Origin of the sequence: Pontibacterium sp. (genome assembly GCF_964228735.1) — a bacterium.
Classification (GTDB): Bacteria; Pseudomonadota; Gammaproteobacteria; order Pseudomonadales; family Balneatricaceae; genus Pontibacterium.
In genome coordinates this window covers 1-20,831 of record NZ_CAXRBQ010000051.1, presented here as the reverse complement: position 1 = coordinate 20,831, position 20,831 = coordinate 1, and the positions used below count along the sequence as shown (strand labels likewise).

Below are 20,831 nucleotides of genomic sequence, written 5' to 3'. Positions count from 1 at the left end.
TTGGCTCAGTCTGAAATGCCTGCCGTTTTCACTCAATGACAGGCACGGCCGGAAACATAACCAATTCGGACATTGCTATAGAGAAAGACGATTAGCCGATTAAGTCTCGATATTCGTAGGGAGGGAAGACACAAGAATATCTCTTCTCTCTCTGATCTCATTGGGAGTAGCAGTCACTACACTTTGAAAGTCGCCACCATCTCTTGCAACTGATGGGCCTGGACCGCCATCTGCTGACAGGCGGACACTGTATTACGAGCGCCCTCCGCCGTTTGATTGCCCGCATCACTGATCGAACACACATTACGCCCGATCTCATTCGCAACCATCGTCTGCTCTTCACCGGCCGAGGCGATCTGTGCGTTGAATTCAACGATACGGGAGATAGCGTCCGAAATACGTTCCAACGTGCGCCCGACCTCCGAAGAATTGTTCACGGTCTGACCAACCTTCTCGTGGCTGACCTCCATCGCCCGCACCGCATCGTTTACCCCCGCCTGCAAGCGGGAAATCATCGCCTCAATCTCCGCAGTCGAATCCTGCGTTCGTTTCGCCAGGGTGCGCACTTCATCAGCAACGACGGCAAAACCACGGCCCTGCTCTCCGGCACGAGCGGCCTCGATTGCCGCATTAAGCGCCAGTAGATTGGTCTGTTCAGCCACACCTTTGATGACATCCAGCACTTGGGTAATGCTGTCGCTGTCTTTAACCAGTTGATGGATCACAGCCATCGCATCATCAATATCTCGGGATAACTGGTCGATATCAGCCAAGGTGGTCGCCACCAGCTCTTGCCCTGCCGTTGCCTTACGATCCACCTCTTCGGACTCCTGCGATGCAATCAGGGTCTTGTCGGCGACTTCCTGTGCGCTACCCACCATCTGATTGATTGCAGCAGCAACCTGATCCGTTTCCCGTCGCTGTGTTTCGGTCGCCTCACTGCTTTGCTGGGCAATACCGTCGACAACCCCGGCTTGGGATGCGACCGATTCCACCGTAGTGGTGACCTGTGACAACAACAGACGCATACGCTCGGTCATCTGATTGAACTGAGTGGCCAGAGTCCCCAACTCATCGCGGTTGGAGATCTCTACCCGACAGGTCATGTCACCCTGCGCAACACGCTCAGCAGTATCCAGAATGGCCTGGATACTGCTCCGTACCGACAGGTTAAAGGCCAGCATCAAGTAGTTGGTGATCAGAAAAACCGCCAGCACTATCGCCAACAAGCCGAAGTACTGATTACTTTGCGCGCTATCTCGTAAATGTAGACGTGCCTCTACAAAATCGAGTGCACCATAGATAAAGCTATAGATTGCCGCGCAGGTGACTGACTCCTGCTGAAAATACTGCTGCCAGTTATGATCCAGGTTCTCGTCAATCAGAATATCGTTCTCAAAGCGTTCAGCCCCCTGTTTCAACTTCAGCGAGGTGGCTTCGGCACTCGCGACCAGAGCGTTCCCATAGATATCGTCCGCCGACAGGATTGGGCGTAAACTATTCGCCAGACGTTTCTGATCGTTGATCAGTTCATCCATCACCCGGTTAAGCGTTTCCATCACACTGGAATTCACAACCCCGGCCTTCACAACACGGGTGGAAAACGCACGCTGTTGCCCCTGATGCTCAAGCAACGGTTCCATGCCATCCAACACTACCTTCATCAGGATAAAGTTGTGTGGGTCTCTGTCCTGATAGATCCCCGTTTCATAGCTCAGGCGATGTACCAGTATCCAGCTCTCCAGAACCAGGGCATTGTTTTTTACGAACATCGCCGCTTCGTTCAGCGTACCTGCACCTCTTTCCTCAGCAACCAACTTACGCAACTTGGATAGAAGCTCAGACAGCTTTTCCGCGCTATTCATCGCTGCAATATCCTGTTCAAGGTCATTGAGGCCGTCGATGTATTTGCCCTGCAACGCACCCAGCCGTGCATCTAACTCCAACCCGCTACCCTGTACAACGGTCAGATCCCTTAGCTCCGATGCGATCTCGGTTAAGTTAATGGCCTTGCGCAGTGCTTTTATACCGCTCAGTTCGGTCCGGGTTATCTGCTGTGAAACAGAGATCTCATCCAGCTGCATATAGGCAAGGCCCAACAGTGGAACTAGGAACAACACGTTGATGAGGGAAAACTTATAGAGGTAATTCAGTCTGTTCATCAGGCCAATGGCCGGAGACAGCAATACGCTCAACATACTTCAGTCCTGATTTATTATTTTTTTAGTGGCCAGATAAGACAGGCTTACCCAGCGCGCCCTTTGGTACGTCGGAGATTTGTGGCGCTGGTCGCTTTCACATGAAGAGATCGACGATTGCCACTTAGACGAAAGTCTAGCGACCTATTCTGGCTAGTTTCTGACCTGCGAAGCTATTACCGATCAAGCCATTAAGTTGATAAATTCGGACAGGGAATATAGGTGTGTGCAGGAGAATAGAACCAAAAAAGACCGGAGCATCGCACCATGCTCCGGCCAAGATCGATATCAGAAGATTATCGAGAGACACAAAGATTGTATTACCTAGGCTGCGGACCCGGCAGCCTGTGGAATTGTCCGTGACCGGTCTTTAAACCTGCTCGCGGATCAGTTTCTTGTTGATCTTACCGACACTGGTTTTTGGGATTTCAATGACGATATTGATCTCCTGTGGAATCGCCCATTTGTTTATGCGACCGCTTTCCACATACTGCTTCAGGTGTTCCTTCAGTACCGCTGCACTAAGCTCTGCACCGGCAACCGGCACCACCAACGCCAGTGGTCGTTCATCCCATTTCTCATCCGGAACACCCACCACGGCCACTTCACCAACAGCCTCATGCTGACTGATCAGGCTTTCCAGCTCCAGCGAGGAGATCCACTCACCACCGGTTTTGATCACGTCCTTGATGCGGTCTTTGATCTGCAACACACCGCTTTCATCGATCGAACCTACATCGCCGGTGTGCAGCCAGCCGTTGGCCCACAGCTCTTCGCTCTTCTCCGCCTCTTTGGCATAACCCTGCGTCAGCCACGGTGCACGCACAACCACTTCACCCATCGCTTCACCGTCATGGGGTACGTCGTTACCCTCCGGATCAACGATACGCAGATCAACCATGGCACACGGCATTCCCGTTTTGATGCGTTGTGGCATCTGATCGCTCATCGCCACATCTCGTTCGTCACTGTGCAGGTAGGTGGCGGTCAGTAGCGGACAGGTCTCGGACATACCGTAGGCGGTATGGAACAGGATGCCGCGATCGGCCATCTCCTGCGCCAGCCCCAGGGTTGGGGCGCTGCCGCCGGTGAGCAGTTTCCAGCCACTCAGGTCGGTGTCTTTGGCTTCGTCGCAGCCCAGGATCATCTGCAGCACGGCAGGGACACCGTGCGAGAAGGTCACGTTCTCGTCGCGGAACAGGCGCACCAGTTTGTTGGGTTCGTAGCGGCCCGGATAAACCTGTTTCACACCCATCATGGTTGCCACATACGGCACACCCCAGGCGTGTACATGGAACATCGGCGTCATCGGCATGTAGACATCATCGGAACGCAGCAGCGGCAGTCCCTCGTATGCCCCCAGTGTGGTTGCCATATTCAGCGTATGCAGCACCAACTGACGGTGGCTGAAATACACCCCTTTCGGATTGCCGGTAGTTCCGGTGGTGTAGAACGTAGTGGCGACCGAGTTCTCATCAAAGTCAGGGAAGTCGTACTGATCATCCGCATCTGCCAGCAGGCTTTCGTATTCGCCAATGCTGTTCAGCGAAGTCGAGAGCGGCTTGCCATCATCAGACAGTTGGATATAGCCACGCACACTTGGAATCTGATCTGCCAGGGTTTCGGCAATCGCCAGGAAGTCATCATGCACCAGTACCAGGTCATCCTCGGCGTGGTTCATGGTATAAGCGATCTGGTCTGGGCTGAGGCGGATATTTACGTGGTGCAGCACGGCACCAATCATCGGTACCGCAAAGTAGGCTTCCAGATAACGGTGGCTATCCCAGTCCATCACCGCCACGGTATCACCGGCTCCGATACCTGCTTCGGTAAGGACATTGGCCAGCTTGCGGATACGCTGGTTAAGGGTGCGGTAGTCGTAGCGGATCTTGTCGCCGTACACGATCTCACGGCCCGGTTCGTAACGCTGGCCGGACAGCAACAAGCTTTTGATCAACAGGGGATACTGATAAGCGCTCTCGGTTGGTGCGAGGATTTTGGTTTTCATCGTCTTCTACCTTTCGGTGTTTGTTTATTATTTTTTAAGGTGAACCTAAACGTAGGTTGGTCTTCCCAACGTGAAGCCCAACATTGGTTCAAAGCTGTTGGGCTTCGCTCCGCGAAGGCCAACCTACGCTTGGAAGTTATTTAAAGTCACACTGCGCCAACATGGCGCCGTAGGCCTGATCGCCTGGAATGACCTGCTCGATAGCAAAGATGTCATCGTCGTTTTTACGCTCGTCGGCTTTCTTGATACGCACCTGGTACATGTCATGCACCATGCGGCCGTCGTTACGCAGGGAGGCGTTGCGGGCGAAGAAATCGTTCGGCGGCGTGTTTTTCATTTCGCGCATCACCGCGTCGGCGTTGTCAGTACCGGTGGCTTTGATGCTGTTAAGGTAGTGCATGGTGGCGGAGTACACACCGGCGTGGGCCATGGATGGGATGCTGCCGTGACGTTCCTTGAAACGCGCAGACCACTGACGGCTGGCGTCATCCAGATCCCAGTAAAAACCGGTGGTCAGTTTCATGCCACCGGCGATGGCCGGATCCAGCGCTTTGGCATTCTGGGTAAATACCAGCAATCCCGCGACATCCATCATCTCAGTGAGGCCAAATTCAGAAGCGGTCTTAAGCGAGTTCACGAAGTCGGCACCGGCATTGGCCAAGGCAACTACGTCAGCCCCCGATGACTGGGCCTGCAGTACGTAAGAAGAGAAGTCTGTGGTACCCAGCGGTACTCTTACCGAGCCCACTACTTCACCACCGTTCTTGTTGATTACACCGGTCGCCACCTTCTCCAGTGCATGACCGAAGGCATAATCGGCAGTGATAAAGAACCAGTTTTTCTTACCGGCTTTTACCATCGGTTTTACCGTACCCTGCGCCAGCGCCACCACGTTGTAAGTCCAGTGGGCGTTGTACGGACTGCATGCTTTAGTGGTAAAGGCATGGGACGCGGAGCCAGAGATCAGCGCAATCTTCTTAGCATCGGTCAGTACCTTGGTCACGGCACCGGTCACGGACGACGCCACCAGACCGGTCACGGCATCCACCTCCTGGCTTTCAACCCACTCACGCACCTTGGCTGAGCCGATATCCGGTTTGTTCTGATCATCGGCACTGATCACTTCGATCGGTTTACCCAGAACGGTACCGCCAAAGTCCTCAACCGCCATCTTTGCAGCGGTAACACAACCCGGCCCACATACATCGGCGTACACACCGCCCATATCCCCAAGCACACCGATCTTCACTTTATCGTCTGAGATACCCTGCGCTTGTGCAGTTGAGAGTGTCATTGCGCCAGCGACGGCGGCAGTCAGTAGTGAAGATTTCATCGTTTTCATGATCTGTTCTCCTGGAACGTTTTTTATTTTTATTCGGGAGATCAGGAATAACCCTGACAAATCCATTCAACAGCAGGAATCTGGCAACGGTTTGCCACAAATGCACCGAAATGTGCGCACAGGCAGAATTCGACCAGGTTTGGCAGTAGACTGAACGGAAATGGCAAATAGGTTGTACGTTTGATGATGTCAGGCACTAAGCTGGTACGGCGCTTTTTCTGGGTGATCCTGATGATCATCGCGGTGATGTTTATCGCCGTGTACGTCTACTCGGTGCCGCTGATCCAGAAAGAGGTGTACGAAATTGAGCGCAACTCGGCACGGCTGGCACTAAACAACGTCTTTCAGCTCGCCAACAAGATGTATTCCAACCTGGAGAGCTACCGGGCACAAGCTCTTGATGCCCATAAACAACGCCTTAAAGCAGTGGTGGAACTCACCGAAGCACAGATCGCCAATACCTTCGCACAGGCAGAAAAGGACAACCTGAGTACGGAGCAAGTGCGCACCCGCATATTCAACAACCTGCGCAATGTAACGTACGGCAGCGCCGGTTATATATGGGTGGCCGATCATGACGCAACCCTGCTCTCCCATCCCGACCCGCGCTTCCAGGGCTTTGAGATCTCACAGACAGACAACCGCGACCAAGCCCACCTTATCCGACAGGTGATCGACACAGCGGTAAAAGAGGGCGAAGGGTATTATCAGTACAAGTGGCAACGGCTGAGTAAAGGCCCGGCGATCGACAAACTCTCCTATGTGAAGAACTTCCCGCAGTGGGGGTTTGTGATCGGCAGTGGACTCTATCTTGATGATTTGGAAGCTGAAGTGCAGACCCGTAAGCAGGCCGCAATTCAGGAGGTGCGCGAGGCGCTCAGTGAGATCCGTGTGGCTAAAACCGGCTATCTGTATATCTTCGACAACAACGGGCACCTGCTGGCCCACCCCAATCCCAACATCGACCAGACCAGCGCCCTTCCCCTGATCAATCCCTCCTCCGGCCGCCCGATCATCGAAGAGCTGATCGAGATTGCGGATACCGGCAGGGAACTGCATTACAAATGGGATAGCCCCTCCGATCCGGGTAACTACGTTTACGACAAAATCTCCCTGGTGCGTTCGATGGAAGGCTTCGGTTGGTATATCTGTTCGTCAGTCTATGTAGACGAATTGCGCCACAGCTCGGTCCAGCTCAGCCAACGGATCCTGACCATCGCCCTGATCTCCATCCTGCTGGCGATGGGATTGGCGGTATTTTTTATCAACCGCATCGTGCAACCCATCAAACGGCTGGCCCACACGGCCGAGCGTGTGCGGGGTGGTGACCTGACCGCACGCAGCGGTATCCAGCGCGACGATGAACTGGGGATGCTGGCGCAGACCTTCGACAGTATGGTGCAGCGTCTGCGCACCAACATTCAGACCCTGGACAGCAAGGTTCAGGAACGCACCCAGGAACTGGCGCAGCTAGAGGAACGCCAGCGCCTGATTCTCGATGCCCTGCCCGCACAGATCGCCTACCTAGATGCGGATCTGCATTACCTGTTCGTTAATCAGGGCTATGCCGATCTGTTTGGGGGTGATAAACAAGGCATCGTGGGCCGTTCAATTAATTCAGTGATCGATCCACAGATGATGGATACTATCAGGCCACAGATTGAACAGTGCCTGGCTGGCGAAGAGGTGATGTTCGAGTACAGTTTCAATCGCGACGGTCAGGAGATGATCACCAAGCGGATCCTGCTGCCGGATATCAACAGCCATGGCGAGATCATCGGCCTGCTTAACCTCTCCCTCGACATCACCGCGGAAAAAGAGGCGGAACGCCGTCTGACCGAAGCCCAGCGGATGAACGCGGCCGGACAACTAGCCGGCGGTTTGGCGCACGATTTCAATAACCTGCTGTCCGTCATCCAGGGCAACCTGTTGGCAGCGGGTGATCGTTTTACCGAGACCGAAGGCCTGCAAAAATACCTCACCCCGGCAATTCGGGCCTCTCGCCGTGGCGCCGACATCACTGCCCGTCTATTGGCCTTCTCCAGACGTCAGGCCCTGGCCCCCACTGCTGTTGACGTGAAGTCACTGATCCAAGACACCGTCGAACTGGTCACCAGCTCCCTACCCGGCAATATCCAGGTGACTCAAGAGATCGAATCCGACGCAGCGTTGTTTGTCGATCCCGGTCAGCTGGAAAATGCGCTGGTTAACCTGGCACTCAACGCCCGGGATGCGATGCCCGAGGGCGGAAAGATTGAGCTTCGGGTTCGCAACCTCCGTGTGGAATCCCCCCTTGAGTACGATGAAGCCGTACCCGCAGGCGACTACGTTGAGATACGGGTCAGCGACACCGGCAGTGGCTTTTCCGGTGAAGCGTTGGCCCAGGCGTGTGAACCCTTCTTCACCACTAAAGGCACCGGTAAAGGCTCCGGCCTTGGCCTCAGTATGGTGTACGGTTTTATCAAACAATCCCGGGGCTTTATTACCATTGTGAATCGACCGGAGGGTGGTGCCTACGTATCTCTGTTATTACCGTTAACCGACGTAGATATACCGCAAAATCAGCCACCTGCCCCACCCACCCCGGCCCATCAGGATTTCACAAATCAGCTTATGCTATTAGTGGAGGACGATCGGGACGTACGTGCTGTGGTCCGCGATCAGTTGATCGCTCTAGGCTTTACGGTGCTGGAAGCTGGTGATGCCGACGAGGCGGAACAGTTGATCCGGTCACTGCCGGAGATTGAGGGCTTGGTAAGTGATATCGACATGCCCGGGCGGCTGAACGGGTTTGGTCTGGCAGAACTGATGCGTGAACAGGATTGCAACAGCACCATCGTATTGATCAGCGGCAACGCGGTTCATCAGCAGCCGAAGGGTACGGATCAAACGTGGGAGATCCTCCCAAAACCCTTTGACCGCGATGCCCTGGCCGCAGCCATTTGTGCCGCCAGACGAGCGTCAAGCGGCAACAGATAAAACAAGAATAATCAGTGTTAAGGACAATGGGTATGAGCAAAACTGACCTGATCTATGTGATAGATGACGAAAAGGACATCTGCGATCTGGTCTGCAATGAGCTGGAGTATTACGGCTTTGATATGCGGGCGTTTCACACCGGTGCTCAGGCATTGCAGGCAATCAAGCGCCAAGCCCCAAAACTCTGCATTGTTGATCTGGGCTTACCCGATATGGACGGATTGGCGCTGGTCAAAGAGCTTTGTGACAGCGCCAATATCGGTGTACTGATCCTGTCTGGGCGCGGCAGCCTGCCGGATCGGGTGTTGGGATTGGAACTGGGCGCCGACGATTACATCACCAAACCGTTTGAACCCCGTGAACTGGTTGCGCGGGTGCACAGCCTGCTACGCCGCATCAACAAGGATGAGACACCGGCACCATCCTGCGCGGTAAAAAAAGCCCGCTTTGCCGACTGGCTATATAACCCCTCCACTCTCTGCCTGAAACGGGATTCCGGTGAAGAGCTGACACTCAGCACCGCCGAAGCCGACCTGCTCGGCACCCTGCTCCGCGCGCCGCAACAGATCCTCTCCCGCGATCGCCTGTTGGGCGAACAAGCCATTCCCTATGACCGCAGCATCGACTCCCGTATGTCCCGCCTGCGCAAAAAACTGGAAGCGGATCCCAAAGACCCACGGATCATAAAAACGGTGTACGGTGCAGGTTATATGCTGTCTACACCGGTGGAGTGGATCACACCGGAAGGATGAGTGGATTCATTACAAGGAACGATACTGGCCCCCAGCCAACGCCTGTAGAATTAAATCTACTCTGACTATTCGATCCGATAACATTGTCCGATTATATCAACTACTCATCTGCATCCGTCATTGTCTGAATCGCCGATAATCGAGAAACTAACGCCTTGTGCACCTACTTTACGCACACAGCATTTCGGGCATCCTATGGCCGAAGACCGGATAACTAACCAGTTAAAGCTCACTATGAGCGCTTAGACGGTGATTCATGATCAGTTTAGTGTGTAACGGTGAAGAGATGAGACTCTTCGGGATTCAGAACATCGAGTCGATTATCACTGGCCGCTATGGTCAAGATATAGAACGACTGCTTGTTAAGCTAAATGGCAAAGAGATTACTCAGGAGCGGTTTAAATCGGTCTACACCCGTTACGGTGACCGGATAGAGATCGCCTATAAGTAAAAACGTTTGTAAATGGGTCACGCTGATCGGAATTCAATACTGCTCCCTTCGTGGCCTTTACCGGATAGCCGACCCGGTAGACGCAGTTGATCAGCAAGAAGGGATTATGCGGGCCCACCTCGCAACCAGCGCTCAGCGGCATCCCGCTTCCGAAAGGCTTTGAATTGCACGTCATGAATCAGGGCAAAGCCTTCGAATACTTTGGCGATCTCATAGCGGTCGAACTTTCCTATCCAGGCGATGCGGTTTAACACCATCGCCTTCGGATCCTCAAACAGGTCATAGGCCATCTTATATTCCTGCAGTACGGTAAAGCGGCTGATCGCCTCGGTTTCATCAATCAGCACGTTATAGCAGTTGTACTTTTCGCAGTGCTCAAATATCTCATGCGCTTGATTCTGATAATCATCCAGCGAGTCTTCCTCACCCGTCACGTGGACGTATACATAACCATCCGCAGCTTGGAACTCATTCGATAACGCCATCTCAGCCCCCTTCCGACTTCGTTCCGATAAGCGGCACGCAACACGAAAATGTGCCTCGCGCAGCATGTGTAAGCATCGAATCGTGTGTGCCTAGAGTAAGTGTAGTTACTGGCCTATTGGCTTCAAACAGTGTGGTTTCGCTTGAGACAGATATAGTGCGTAGAGGGATGTGAAGTAGCCAAGCGTGTCCAAGATCAATAGACGCCACATCACCGTGAAGAATCTCGTTATTTGCAGTGTAGATAACGTATACGTTTGCAGGGATTAGTACGCCTTACAGGTTACCATAATGTGCATCCGTGCCGCATAACGCCATACTGCTTTACTCATTGTGGCCGATCTTCCGGGCTTCAGGAGCACCTGTCTCCGACCTATTTTTTCTGGGCCACTGCTAAACACCGCCCTACACCGAACACTTTTATTGTCCTGATTTTCCAAACGTACCAAACCCACTCGACCGATCGTTGCGGGGGTTATTTTGATACGCAGATCATTGAGATGCGCGCTTGTAGTCAGCGGAAAGATCGTCCCGCCCCAAAACGCAACTGTCCCATGTCCGGCCTGTAGACTCATTGGTACAACTAGCATTAGGCATATAAACAAACACAGGAAGTTTGAAGGTTTCATTAAGCATCTCCCGCCAGCTGCCTGACAGTTAAGCTCCCCCTCAATTAATGAGTTAGATGGCAAGTGACGCAATTCGTTACATGAAAAACATGAGCTTGATCTCGTGTAAACAAGAGATCTCTCACGGCGAGGCGGTCCATGCTGATCCAGAAGATATCGGTGTTGACTGGAATGTGTTGCTACAAAGTCGCGATCCCTTTTTCTTACAAAACCATAACCACCCAGTCACACCGGAAGGCCCGGCCTCGTCCGGGCCTTTTTTCTCAGTACATCGATGGGTTGCGCCATATCAATTTGATAAAAAAGCTATAAGGATATAATTCGCGCCCTAACACAGATCTAGTTGTACTGTGGTCATCAATACACACGGACGTAAACGATGCCTGGTAAGGACTACACCCCAACCACAGCCCTATCCGCACTGACACAGCATTGGTATTCCTGGCCCAAGCTGGCTCGATGGTGCCTTATTGTTGTTGCCTTTTTCACTTTGATCTCGGCGGTATCTCCTGACCAGAACCCGGTTGCTCAAACGCCCGCTGACGCCCGAGCAAAGCTGATCAGTGCATTGTTTAATGGCCCGGACGGCACCCACCTTAACCTGTCGATCATCGCTCAGGCAGGCCTGACCCATCCGGACAGTTTCCAGCACCAGCAAACAACCTATCAGGATATGGGCGAGTACCTGGTCGTGAACATGACTTATCAGGCACAAAATGAATCAGGTGAGATAGTCGGCAAACTGACCCGTGCCAAAGTGGACCTCACCGGCAAGGTGATCTCCATTCTGGAAAACCGCTGATCACTCAATTCTCTCTTCCGCGGCGATCGGTTCAGGCTTCTCTTTTACACGGCTGTTATTGATCCGCGTAGCCACGGGTACCGCCTGTAACGGCCCAGGTAGGTTGGGCAGTAGGCACGCCATCAGCGATCTGCCATCGATCTCCGGATTTAACCACTGATGCAGCATATCCTGCTCCAACATCACCGGCATACGCGAGTGAATATGCCGGAACCCCGGTGTCGCATCCGTAGTGATCATCGCGCAACTCAAGATGGTTTCTGATCCCTCGCCCCAGCAATCCCAAAGCCCGGCCAAGGCCAACGCGCCTTGCTGTAACCGGATATCGTAGGGTTGCTTGCCGTCCTCCTTCCGCCATTCGATAAAGCTACTGGCGGGCAGGATACAGCGCTGGCGTTTAAAGGGATGCCGAAACGCCCGGCTCTCAGCCAGGCCCTCTGCCCGCGCATTAAACATGGAATATTTGGTACTTGGCTCTTTTGCCCAGGAAGGCACCAACCACCAGCGCATCCGACACAGCTCGGGGGCAGCTTCACCCTGCCGGATCACCGGCACCATCTCGGTGGGCGCGATGTTGTAGGTGGTCTGCAGCTGCTGTCGAATCCCCAGATACGCCAGCAGATCGCGAATGGCAGGATCATCAATGATGTTGTAGCGGCCGCACATGATCAGTCTCGTTACTTAACCTGTCTACAGCGTAGCAAAGTGACACGTAAAGCCGTCTAATTTGCCGTCCGGTACAGATGATCTAGTATGAGGAGGTGAAACGGTAAAGCTCCCGCCAGCCACGGAGTGTCAAGATGAAGCACTGCCTGATCGGTATTCGTCACCTAATCATTGCATTTCTACTGGTATTTATCACCGGACCTGCGATAGCTCAGGATAGGGGGGCACAAGAATATATCAGTCAACTTGCGGTACAACTCCAACAAGCTCTCCAAAGAGGGTTAGAGCAAGATCTGCTCGACAATGATAAACATCTTGACCAGATCATCGACGAGAATATTCTGCCCTACGTGGACCCGGCGCTTCTCAGCAAGCGGATTTTCCATCCCCGCTGGGAAGATATCATCGCGGCAGGCAAGCAATCACAAGCCCAATCCGCGGTTATCAGCTCACTACGTCGTACCTATCGTATTGCTCTCAGGAGCTATAGCGGACAACCTTTTTCCGTCGAAAACAGTCGTGACACCCCCAGCTACAGTGTCGTCAGGATAACCGTCCAAACCGGACAAAATGCCCACTTGCTAGATTTTGCAGTACGTCCGACAGAGGGAGATTGGAAGGTATTTGATCTTTCGGTTGATGGTGTAGTGCTAAGTAAAACCCTCAATAGCGCAATCCACCAGGAGCTGTCTGGAGATAGCATCGATGCAATCATCAGCGCTATCAATCCGCAGTCGGATTCACAGTAAACGCATGGATGCCCAATGAACTCGCGCACCTATACTGTCTTTGGCTTTCTGCTTCGCCACCCCTGGCTAATCCTAACCGCCCTTATAACCCTGTTAATATTCCTACTGTTCCAGCTTCCAAGGCTGACGCTGGACGCATCGGCCGACTCGCTCGTACTTGAAGGAGACAAAGCTCTGGAACTGTATAGGGATATGGGTAAACGCTATCAATCCAATAGCTACTTGGTGGTGACCTACACCCCTAATGAATCCTTGTTTGCTCCGCATGTGCTAAATCGTTTGGCGCAGCTTCGGGATGAGCTGAAAAAAATACCCGATGTGGAATCGGTAATAACCATTTTGGATGTACCGTTGCTTTACAGCCCTCCGGTCAGACTCGGCAACCTCTCCAGTGATATCCGTTATCTGCAAGACGATGAAACCAGCACCGATCTCGCCCGGCAGGAGTTTCGCAATAGCCCTTTATACAAACAACTGCTCACCAGCCCCGATGAGCGTACCACCGTACTGCAGATTAATCTGAAACGGGATGAGAGGTTCTTTCAGCTTCTGGAGGCACGAGATCTGCTGCGCAGCAAACGCCTCCAACAGAAGCTGAGCCCCATTGAGGTGAAGCAGCTCTCCGAAGCCGAACACGCATTTCGCAGCCACTCCATCCAGACCAATGAGAGACAGCGCGAACTGGTTGACCAAACCCGAAAGGTGCTCGACCGGCACCGCGATCACGCCACAATCTTCCTCGGTGGTGTCCCTATGATTGCCGTGGATATGATTGCCTTCATCGAAAGTGACCTCTTCACTTTCGGCAGCGCCATCGTACTATTTATCATCGCGTTGATGGTACTCATCTTTAGGCGCCTACGCTGGATGGTCTTACCGTTGCTCACCTGTGTGGTTACCTGCCTCATCATGCTAGGCTTTATCGCGTTCGTCGATTGGCAACTAACGGTAATCTCCTCAAACTTCACCGCGCTGCTCCTAATCATCACCCTGGCGATAACTATTCACCTGGTGGTGCGATACCGAGAATACTATCGGGCACAACCGAGCTTCAGCCAGCGGCAACTGGTCCTGAGTACATTGGCCTTTATGGCCAAACCCTGTCTCTTTACCGCCATTACCACCATGGTGGCCTTTGTCTCATTAGTTGTGAGTGATATCCGCCCGGTCATCGATTTTGGTTGGATGATGAGCATCGGCGTTGGCGTTGCTCTCATAATGGCTTTTACCCTATTACCTGCGTGCTTGCTGATGATTCCAAAAGGGAAAAGTGAGAAGAGAGGCAAAGCCAAACCACTTACCCACTACTTCGCCCATATTACTGATCGACATGGTGCGGTGATCCTTGTCATCAGCGGCATTCTACTGATCGCCAGTATCATGGGCATCATGCGCCTGAAGGTGGAAAACCGCTTTATCGACTACTTTCATGAAACCACCGAGATCTACCAAGGCATGCTGGTGATCGACCAGGACCTGGGAGGAACCATCCCACTGGATATATTGCTAAGAGCACCCGAGTCTGCTTCTCTGGCCAAACAAGGCACAGACATGAATCCGACTACCGATGATCCCTTCGGCAACCCGCTGGATAATCCCTTTGCAGAATCGGGAACGAAAAGCACCAGCTATTGGTTTACGCGCTCCGGACTGGAGCAAATAAACAAGGTGCAAACCTATCTTGAATCACTGGACGAAACCGGCAAAGTTTTATCGCTCAACTCACTGTATCAGGTGTTTAAGGACACCACCGGCGAAGACCTGGACGATTTTCAGCTGGCATTATTGCGTAAAAATCTACCGGCAGATGTTCAACCGTTGCTGATTGCCCCCTACCTCTCTGCTGACGGTGTGGAAACCCGGATAACCGTACGAGTCATGGAAACCAGCAAGGGTCTGCAACGCAATGAGCTTCTACAACAGGTACAAACATTTCTGATCAACGACATGGGCTACCAGCCCGAACAAATCAGCCAGACCGGCATGTTGGTGTTATACAACAATATGCTGCAAAGCCTATTCGGGTCACAGATATCAACGCTGGGAGCGGTTTTCATCGCCATCACCCTGATGTTCAGCCTGCTATTCCGCTCCGTTTATCTGGCCTTGATCGCCGTAGCCCCCAACCTGCTGGCAGCGGGCATTGTACTTGGCGGCATGGGCTGGGCCGGCATACCGTTGGATATGATGACCATCACCATCGCGGCAATCACCGTTGGTATAGGCGTAGATGACACGATCCACTACATTCACCGTTTTCGAAATGAGTTCCCCAAAGACCGGAACTACCGTGCCACAATGTATCGCTGCCACAACAGCATCGGCAAGGCGATGTTCTACACTTCAGTGATTATAATTGCGGGGTTCGCGATTCTTGCGCTCTCCAACTTTACTCCCACTATCTATTTCGGCCTGCTTACCGGCCTCGCCATGTTCTCTGCATTGATGGGGGCGTTATTGCTACTGCCCCAATTGATTATCAGCTTTAAGCCGCTTGGCCCTGAACGATAAGCGATACAGCCTACAGATAGCGGCTTCCACGAACTCTCCTATGCTTAGGTTAAACGCCCAATCCAGAGTGAGGCCTGTTATGGACTGCATATTCTGCAAAATCATCGCCAGAGAGATACCGGCAAATATCGCCTATGAAGACGATCAGCTACTCGCCTTTCACGACATCAGTCCACAAGCTCCGAGCCACATGCTGATCATTCCCAAACGCCACATCGCAACGCTCAATGACCTCAAAAGCGACGATGCTGACTTGATCAGTCATATGGTTCTCACCGCCACCAAACTGGCCGAAGAGCAGGGTCTGGCGAAAAGTGGTTATCGGCTGGTCTGGAACTGCAACGAACAGGGTGGACAGGAAGTGTTTCACATCCATCTGCACCTGATGGGTGGACGGGTCATGCATTGGCCACCGGGTTAAGGCGTAGCGTCAGGCAAATCGTCTACGATACCTCTCCCTCGCATGCACCGGCGAGATACCAAAGAAGTCTTTAAAGCAATTGCTAAAGTGGCTCGTGGAAACAAATCCACAGGCGATCGCTACATTGGTCACATTCTCGTTACTCTGCAATAACAAGCGACGAGCATGTGTTATCCGTAACTCCAGGTAATAGCGGTAAGGCGAAGTTTGCAAATAGCTCTGGAACAACCTTTCTAACTGACGCCGGGATGTACCCGTGCAGGTCACCAACTCGTCAATGCTCAGGGGATCCTCGATATTACTCTCCATTATCTGGATAATGTGCCTTAGTCCGTCTGGCAACGTCGGATTATCCGATATCCCTGACAACTTGAAGCTCTCCTGCTCTTCAAGCCTGTCACAGCTCAAGATCTCACGAACCGCACGCATCACATCTTTACCTTTCAACTGAGCAATTAATTGAAGCATCATCTCCAGAGCACTGGCGGGGCCTGCGCTAGTGATAATTCCCGGTTCCAGAGCCAGCGTATTCTCGGTGATCCGGACCTGGCTGAAACGCTCTCGCATAAACGCATGATTATCCGGATGTAATGCACAGCGCATGTCGTTTAGTAATCCGGCATAGGCTAAGGCTAGCGCCCCGTTCCAAATTCCACCCACGATCATTTTACGTTTCGCTGCGGCTTTCAATATTGATGTTAATAGGCCGTTCTCTTCGCTCGAACAACGAAAACCACCACAGATGATAAGCACATCGAATGTTGCCAACTCCTTCATCCCCAGGGCCTCAAGTTCACCATCGGCTGTTATCTCTATCCCCAGATCGCTGACCACACAACTGGAGTCAATTCCAAAAGTTGAGAAATGAAAAAGCGGTGCCGTATGCACCAGATTGGCAGTTACCAGCACATCCACTGCCGCAGTAAATGCCATCATGGAGAAGTTTTGAGGTAACACGAAACCAATCTTCATCACCTTCGTGGTGCCCATTGGCTTAGGGATAAACGCGCTATTGGCATCGCGCATGACACGACTAAAAGCACGCTTGCGTTTTTTCAATTTAGGTTTGGCGTTATCTAGCAAAACAATATTGCCGGGATCGGTATGATCAAAAGACTTATGCATTTTTATTTTTCTCCTGGCCAGAATCCATCCGCTTCCTGATGCTCATCTCTGAGCGTCCGAACGTGAGTACAGGGACACTGATAAGAAGATGCTAATAAGCCCTCCCACATTAATCCAACTAATAGTATTAATGACTATATTTGCAATATTTATACACCAAGGGTATGTTTAAGGATGTTTACCGGCTTAAAAACAACTCGCTATCCATCATTTGCCATGAAAAACCTTCCCATGGACCTGCTCCGCACCTTCACTACCATCAACGATCTGGGTGGATTTACTCAGGCAGGTGACCTGCTCGGCCGGTCACAGCCAGCAATAAGCCTCCAGGTAAAAAGGCTGGAAGAGATGTTGGATGTGAAGCTGTTTAACCGGGTTGGTGGACTGCAACTCACTGAAGAGGGACAGATACTCTACAACTCAGCACGTAAGATTCTGGAGATGAACGACGCTGTTGTGTCTCGCCTGGCGGCCCCTTCGGTCAACGGCACAGTGCGTTTGGGCACCCCGAACGATTTCGAAGTCTCATTCCTGCCGGTCATGCTCTCCAAGTTCTCCCGGGCTTACCCCGAGGTCACACTGGATGTGATTACTGACCTCAGCATTAATCTACGCGAGGGTTATAAAAAAGGGGCTTATGACATGGTGATGTCAATGGATGAGCACCAGGACCATGAATTTGAGGAAGGTGACTATATCGTTGAAGAACTGCACTGGATTGCAGATAACGATTTCGTGCTGAATACAGCACAACCGATTCCGCTAGTGTTGTACCCACAGGGATGTATTTACCGTAAGCACATCACGGACGCACTGAACCAGGCCAATATTCCATGGCGAGTTCTGTACTGCTCCTCCAGCCTTTTAGGGATCCAGTCCGCAATAAAGGCGGGGCTCGGCATCAGTGCGTTAGGTACGAGTACCATCCCGGATACCTTTGGAACAGACCATAAATACAAGGAACTTCCTAATCTGGGCAAGGTGACGATCGGCTTTAATTACGATCGCCACAACCTATCCCCTGCGGCTTCATTGCTCCTGAACTATCTTCTCAATGGCTTGCTTCAAAGCCACAACTACCCAAAAGCGTTAAAAAAGCCTTCAGAGGCTAATGAAAGCTTCCTGTCATTGCGATAGCCCCCGTCTCAACAGATTCCTCAGCGGCGGGAATTGTAGGGCACTACTCCTTCACTACTCAACGGAGGCAACATCAAACGGAAAGACGATAGAAAGAGGATTTTGGAGGGTAAATTGATACGGACTAAAGTCGGTCAGGGTCTGAGGAAGTGAGTGACTACCCGCCTCAATTGGCGGATAGCCACAATAAAGCTGCGAACACTAGCTAACGGAGAAATATTCCAGAACACTTGATGATATTCCGCCTACGCAGACGTCAAACAGCAGTTTCCCAGACTCAGCAGTCGCTTTTTTAGCAGAGGATAAAGTTCCACTCTCCGGCACCCAGGATGAATCTGATGGGAACACATCATATGGAGGAAAAGTAGCAGGATCATGATCCATAACCCTATCCATATCCACCAATTCCGGGTGAAGGTGTAACATCAGAGAAGTTTCCAGAACCCCACCATGCTCTACATCCCAACCGGTAAATCCATCTGGGAAAACTTTCGTAATAGTGTCTTCTGTTACGAAATCCCAATAAGAGAGCAACATAACCTTCGCATTTATCCCTTCATGCCGCAGATGCTCCAATGCCAAATCAATACCCTCAACGATAAACATTGAGTTTTCGTAGTGACCATTGACCAGAACAAACTTACGATTACCATGACGGGCGTAGGCAACCACCACATCCTTGATCACATCAATCAGAGTTTTACCATTTATACACGTTGTCCCTGGGAAAAAATTGCCTCCCCCAGATTTCACCTGCGATTTGTAACCATAAGCGATAGGATGTGCCACCAACCCATTCGGTAAGCTCCGTGCTACGCCTTCTGAAATCGCATCGGGAATAAGGACATCCGGATTCATCGACATGTGAGGGCCATGCTGTTCGATCGCACCAATGGGAAGCAGAATAACTGCTTCTCCACCACTAACCCGACCCTCATACGTTTTCCAATCCAGGTCTGCTAATTTGACCATTACAATACACCTTTTTCTGCCGATGAAAGCTCTGCCCTAGCCTCCACCAACCGGGACTCCTGTTTCACACCTTTAACTAGAGCCGCACACATAAACACCATCAGGACAGAGAATGGCAAAGCTGCCGTAATCGATGCTGTTTGCAAAGTACTGAGAGCAGCGCTACCACCGGTTACCAACAACACTGCTGCGATCAGGCCTTGAACCACTCCCCAGAACACACGATGACGTTTGAGGGGGTGTTCATTACCTTCACTCATGATAGTAGTCAGTACCAAGGTTCCCGAATCGGATGAAGTAATAAAGTAGGTACACACAAGTAAAGTACCAGCGATCGTTGCCATATGGCCAATCCAACCTAGATCCATACCATCGATCGTGGCATAAAGCGCGTCTGCAACGTTATTCTTCACTGTATCAGCAATACCACCTGAACCCACCAGATCGATATTCAGTGCAGTACCACCATAAGCGGCCAACCAAACAAAAGACAGTATGGAAGATACGCCAACTACACCCATGATAAATTCACGAATTGTTCGACCACGGGAAACACGTGCAATGAATACACCTACAAATGGAGCCCACGACATCCACCAGCCCCAGTAAAAGACACTCCACCATCCCTGCCACATGCTCTTCCAAGAAGCATCTGAATCACCCCAGGCCTGGCTACTCTGCTCGATAAATGCATTCATCGGTACCAAGTTAACCATGTAGTCAACGCTTGAACTTACCAATAGCTTGGTGATGTAGACTGTTGGTCCCAATAACAGGAAGAACGCCAACAGTATGAAAGTAAGCCACATGTTGGTGATCGAAAGGTATTTAATACCTCGTTTGAGACCTGTTAATACAGAAATCAGAGCACAAATGCTAATCACGACAATTAGAATTAGCTGAATTTGAGTGCTTTGTGGAATATTCCAAATTGCATTCAAGCCTGCATTTATCTGCTGTACGCCCAACCCAAGGGAGGTTGCTATACCAAATAGAGTTGCAAATACGGCAATTACATCAACCGCAATACCAACCCATCCATTTACCTTATCTCCGAGCAGCGGATACAATGTGTATCGAATACTTAGAGGTTTTTTCAGCCGATAGCAGACAAATGCCAGTGAAATACCGACAACGCAATATATTGCCCAAGCGTTCAACCCCCAATGGAAAAAGGCCACTTTCATGGCGTCCTCAGCAGCGGCGGCATTTTCGGTTGCATCACCAAATGGAGTACCGAATGAAAAGTGGAACATTGGTTCTGCGATAGACCAAAAAATAATGCCTATTCCTTGCCCAGCGGCGTAAAGCATTGCAAACCAAGCAAAGTAGCCAAACTCTGGCTTTTCGTCATCTCCTCCTAAACGAATATTGCCGTGCCGACTAAATGCCAACCAAGCGCAAAACGCCAGAAAGAAAGCCGCGAGCCCAACGTACCAAGCATTTGCAGAGAGAGTAATGAATGTTCGAGTTTGATCAATTAGCTCAGCAGAGCTTTCTGGTGAAATCAGTGTGTAGACTGTAAACGCTGTAGCAACAGCAATTGATATTAGTACAATGTACGGATTTATACCTTTAATAGGGCCGTTTTCTATAACCATTATGG

Annotated in this window: 16 protein-coding genes; 8 read left to right on the top strand and 8 right to left on the bottom strand. The window is 51.6% G+C overall.

Translation table 11 applies throughout. From position 1 onward, the window contains the following. Positions 1–176: 176 nt before the first annotated feature. The 3 genes from ACEQ15_RS05220 to ACEQ15_RS05210 form a co-directional block, all read right to left on the bottom strand. Entirely contained in the window at positions 177–2,198 is a 2,022-nt protein-coding gene (locus tag ACEQ15_RS05220; protein WP_370278034.1) for a methyl-accepting chemotaxis protein, read from the bottom strand. Positions 2,199–2,568: 370 nt separating this feature from the next. Beyond that, on the bottom strand, positions 2,569–4,206 hold the full coding sequence (locus ACEQ15_RS05215; protein WP_370278033.1) for a fatty acid--CoA ligase: 1,638 nt from the start codon (positions 4,204–4,206) through the stop codon (positions 2,569–2,571). A gap of 136 nt (positions 4,207–4,342) precedes the next feature. Continuing rightward, positions 4,343–5,548, bottom strand: coding sequence for an ABC transporter substrate-binding protein (locus ACEQ15_RS05210; protein WP_370278032.1), 1,206 nt, complete (start codon positions 5,546–5,548; stop codon positions 4,343–4,345). 183 nt (positions 5,549–5,731) lie between these two features. Between ACEQ15_RS05210 and ACEQ15_RS05205 the strand changes: the two genes are divergently transcribed. From ACEQ15_RS05205 to ACEQ15_RS05195, 3 genes are all read left to right on the top strand, one after another. Then, on the top strand, positions 5,732–8,527 hold the full coding sequence (locus ACEQ15_RS05205) for a cache domain-containing protein (RefSeq protein WP_370278031.1): 2,796 nt from the start codon (positions 5,732–5,734) through the stop codon (positions 8,525–8,527). 32 nt (positions 8,528–8,559) lie between these two features. Next, positions 8,560–9,279: a response regulator transcription factor gene (locus ACEQ15_RS05200; RefSeq protein ID WP_370278030.1), complete on the top strand. Its 720-nt coding sequence runs from the start codon at positions 8,560–8,562 to the stop codon at positions 9,277–9,279. Positions 9,280–9,535: 256 nt separating this feature from the next. Continuing rightward, complete coding sequence (locus ACEQ15_RS05195) at positions 9,536–9,730, top strand: hypothetical protein (RefSeq protein WP_370278029.1); 195 nt, start codon at positions 9,536–9,538, stop codon at positions 9,728–9,730. 104 nt (positions 9,731–9,834) lie between these two features. On the opposite strand, the gene ACEQ15_RS05190 is transcribed toward ACEQ15_RS05195, so the two are convergent. Then, positions 9,835–10,215 (bottom strand): hypothetical protein, encoded by a 381-nt coding sequence (locus tag ACEQ15_RS05190; RefSeq protein ID WP_370278028.1) that lies wholly within the window; start codon positions 10,213–10,215, stop codon positions 9,835–9,837. Positions 10,216–11,221: 1,006 nt separating this feature from the next. Between ACEQ15_RS05190 and ACEQ15_RS05185 the strand changes: the two genes are divergently transcribed. Continuing rightward, positions 11,222–11,644, top strand: coding sequence for a hypothetical protein (locus ACEQ15_RS05185; RefSeq protein ID WP_370278027.1), 423 nt, complete (start codon positions 11,222–11,224; stop codon positions 11,642–11,644). Here ACEQ15_RS05185 and ACEQ15_RS05180 read toward each other — a convergent pair whose 3' ends face one another. Beyond that, positions 11,645–12,310, bottom strand: a complete 666-nt coding sequence (locus ACEQ15_RS05180; RefSeq protein ID WP_370278026.1) for an SOS response-associated peptidase — start codon at positions 12,308–12,310, stop codon at positions 11,645–11,647. It lies immediately after the preceding gene. Positions 12,311–12,444: 134 nt separating this feature from the next. Here ACEQ15_RS05180 and ACEQ15_RS05175 point away from each other — a divergent pair, with 134 nt between their 5' ends. From ACEQ15_RS05175 to ACEQ15_RS05165, 3 genes are all read left to right on the top strand, one after another. Beyond that, positions 12,445–13,059 (top strand): phospholipid-binding protein MlaC, encoded by a 615-nt coding sequence (locus tag ACEQ15_RS05175; protein WP_370278025.1) that lies wholly within the window; start codon positions 12,445–12,447, stop codon positions 13,057–13,059. Between the two features lie 15 nt (positions 13,060–13,074). After that, positions 13,075–15,570, top strand: coding sequence for an RND family transporter (locus ACEQ15_RS05170; protein WP_370278024.1), 2,496 nt, complete (start codon positions 13,075–13,077; stop codon positions 15,568–15,570). A 79-nt stretch (positions 15,571–15,649) separates the two neighbouring features. Then, positions 15,650–15,991, top strand: coding sequence for a histidine triad nucleotide-binding protein (locus ACEQ15_RS05165; protein ID WP_370278023.1), 342 nt, complete (start codon positions 15,650–15,652; stop codon positions 15,989–15,991). 9 nt (positions 15,992–16,000) lie between these two features. On the opposite strand, the gene ACEQ15_RS05160 is transcribed toward ACEQ15_RS05165, so the two are convergent. Then, entirely contained in the window at positions 16,001–17,116 is a 1,116-nt protein-coding gene (locus ACEQ15_RS05160; protein WP_370278022.1) for a GlxA family transcriptional regulator, read from the bottom strand. A gap of 174 nt (positions 17,117–17,290) precedes the next feature. Here ACEQ15_RS05160 and ACEQ15_RS05155 point away from each other — a divergent pair, with 174 nt between their 5' ends. Next, positions 17,291–18,253, top strand: a complete 963-nt coding sequence (locus tag ACEQ15_RS05155) for a LysR substrate-binding domain-containing protein (protein ID WP_370278021.1) — start codon at positions 17,291–17,293, stop codon at positions 18,251–18,253. A gap of 201 nt (positions 18,254–18,454) precedes the next feature. On the opposite strand, the gene ACEQ15_RS05150 is transcribed toward ACEQ15_RS05155, so the two are convergent. Both ACEQ15_RS05150 and ACEQ15_RS05145 read right to left on the bottom strand, forming a co-directional pair. After that, positions 18,455–19,225, bottom strand: coding sequence for a creatininase (locus ACEQ15_RS05150; RefSeq protein WP_370278020.1), 771 nt, complete (start codon positions 19,223–19,225; stop codon positions 18,455–18,457). Further along, positions 19,225–20,831, bottom strand: a 1,607-nt coding sequence (locus tag ACEQ15_RS05145; protein WP_370278019.1) for a BCCT family transporter, incomplete at its 5' end; no start/stop codon positions are given. The genes ACEQ15_RS05150 and ACEQ15_RS05145, both read right to left, overlap by 1 nt.

Coding starts and splice junctions, on each gene's coding strand:
- ACEQ15_RS05220 (WP_370278034.1), bottom strand. CDS start 2,198: ATGTTGAGCGTATTGCTGTCTCCGGCCATTGGCCTGATGAACAGACTG.
- ACEQ15_RS05215 (WP_370278033.1), bottom strand. CDS start 4,206: ATGAAAACCAAAATCCTCGCACCAACCGAGAGCGCTTATCAGTATCCC.
- ACEQ15_RS05210 (WP_370278032.1), bottom strand. CDS start 5,548: ATGAAAACGATGAAATCTTCACTACTGACTGCCGCCGTCGCTGGCGCA.
- ACEQ15_RS05205 (WP_370278031.1), top strand. CDS start 5,732: ATGATGTCAGGCACTAAGCTGGTACGGCGCTTTTTCTGGGTGATCCTG.
- ACEQ15_RS05200 (WP_370278030.1), top strand. CDS start 8,560: ATGAGCAAAACTGACCTGATCTATGTGATAGATGACGAAAAGGACATC.
- ACEQ15_RS05195 (WP_370278029.1), top strand. CDS start 9,536: ATGATCAGTTTAGTGTGTAACGGTGAAGAGATGAGACTCTTCGGGATT.
- ACEQ15_RS05190 (WP_370278028.1), bottom strand. CDS start 10,215: ATGGCGTTATCGAATGAGTTCCAAGCTGCGGATGGTTATGTATACGTC.
- ACEQ15_RS05185 (WP_370278027.1), top strand. CDS start 11,222: ATGCCTGGTAAGGACTACACCCCAACCACAGCCCTATCCGCACTGACA.
- ACEQ15_RS05180 (WP_370278026.1), bottom strand. CDS start 12,310: ATGTGCGGCCGCTACAACATCATTGATGATCCTGCCATTCGCGATCTG.
- ACEQ15_RS05175 (WP_370278025.1), top strand. CDS start 12,445: ATGAAGCACTGCCTGATCGGTATTCGTCACCTAATCATTGCATTTCTA.
- ACEQ15_RS05170 (WP_370278024.1), top strand. CDS start 13,075: ATGAACTCGCGCACCTATACTGTCTTTGGCTTTCTGCTTCGCCACCCC.
- ACEQ15_RS05165 (WP_370278023.1), top strand. CDS start 15,650: ATGGACTGCATATTCTGCAAAATCATCGCCAGAGAGATACCGGCAAAT.
- ACEQ15_RS05160 (WP_370278022.1), bottom strand. CDS start 17,116: ATGCATAAGTCTTTTGATCATACCGATCCCGGCAATATTGTTTTGCTA.
- ACEQ15_RS05155 (WP_370278021.1), top strand. CDS start 17,291: ATGTTTACCGGCTTAAAAACAACTCGCTATCCATCATTTGCCATGAAA.
- ACEQ15_RS05150 (WP_370278020.1), bottom strand. CDS start 19,225: ATGGTCAAATTAGCAGACCTGGATTGGAAAACGTATGAGGGTCGGGTT.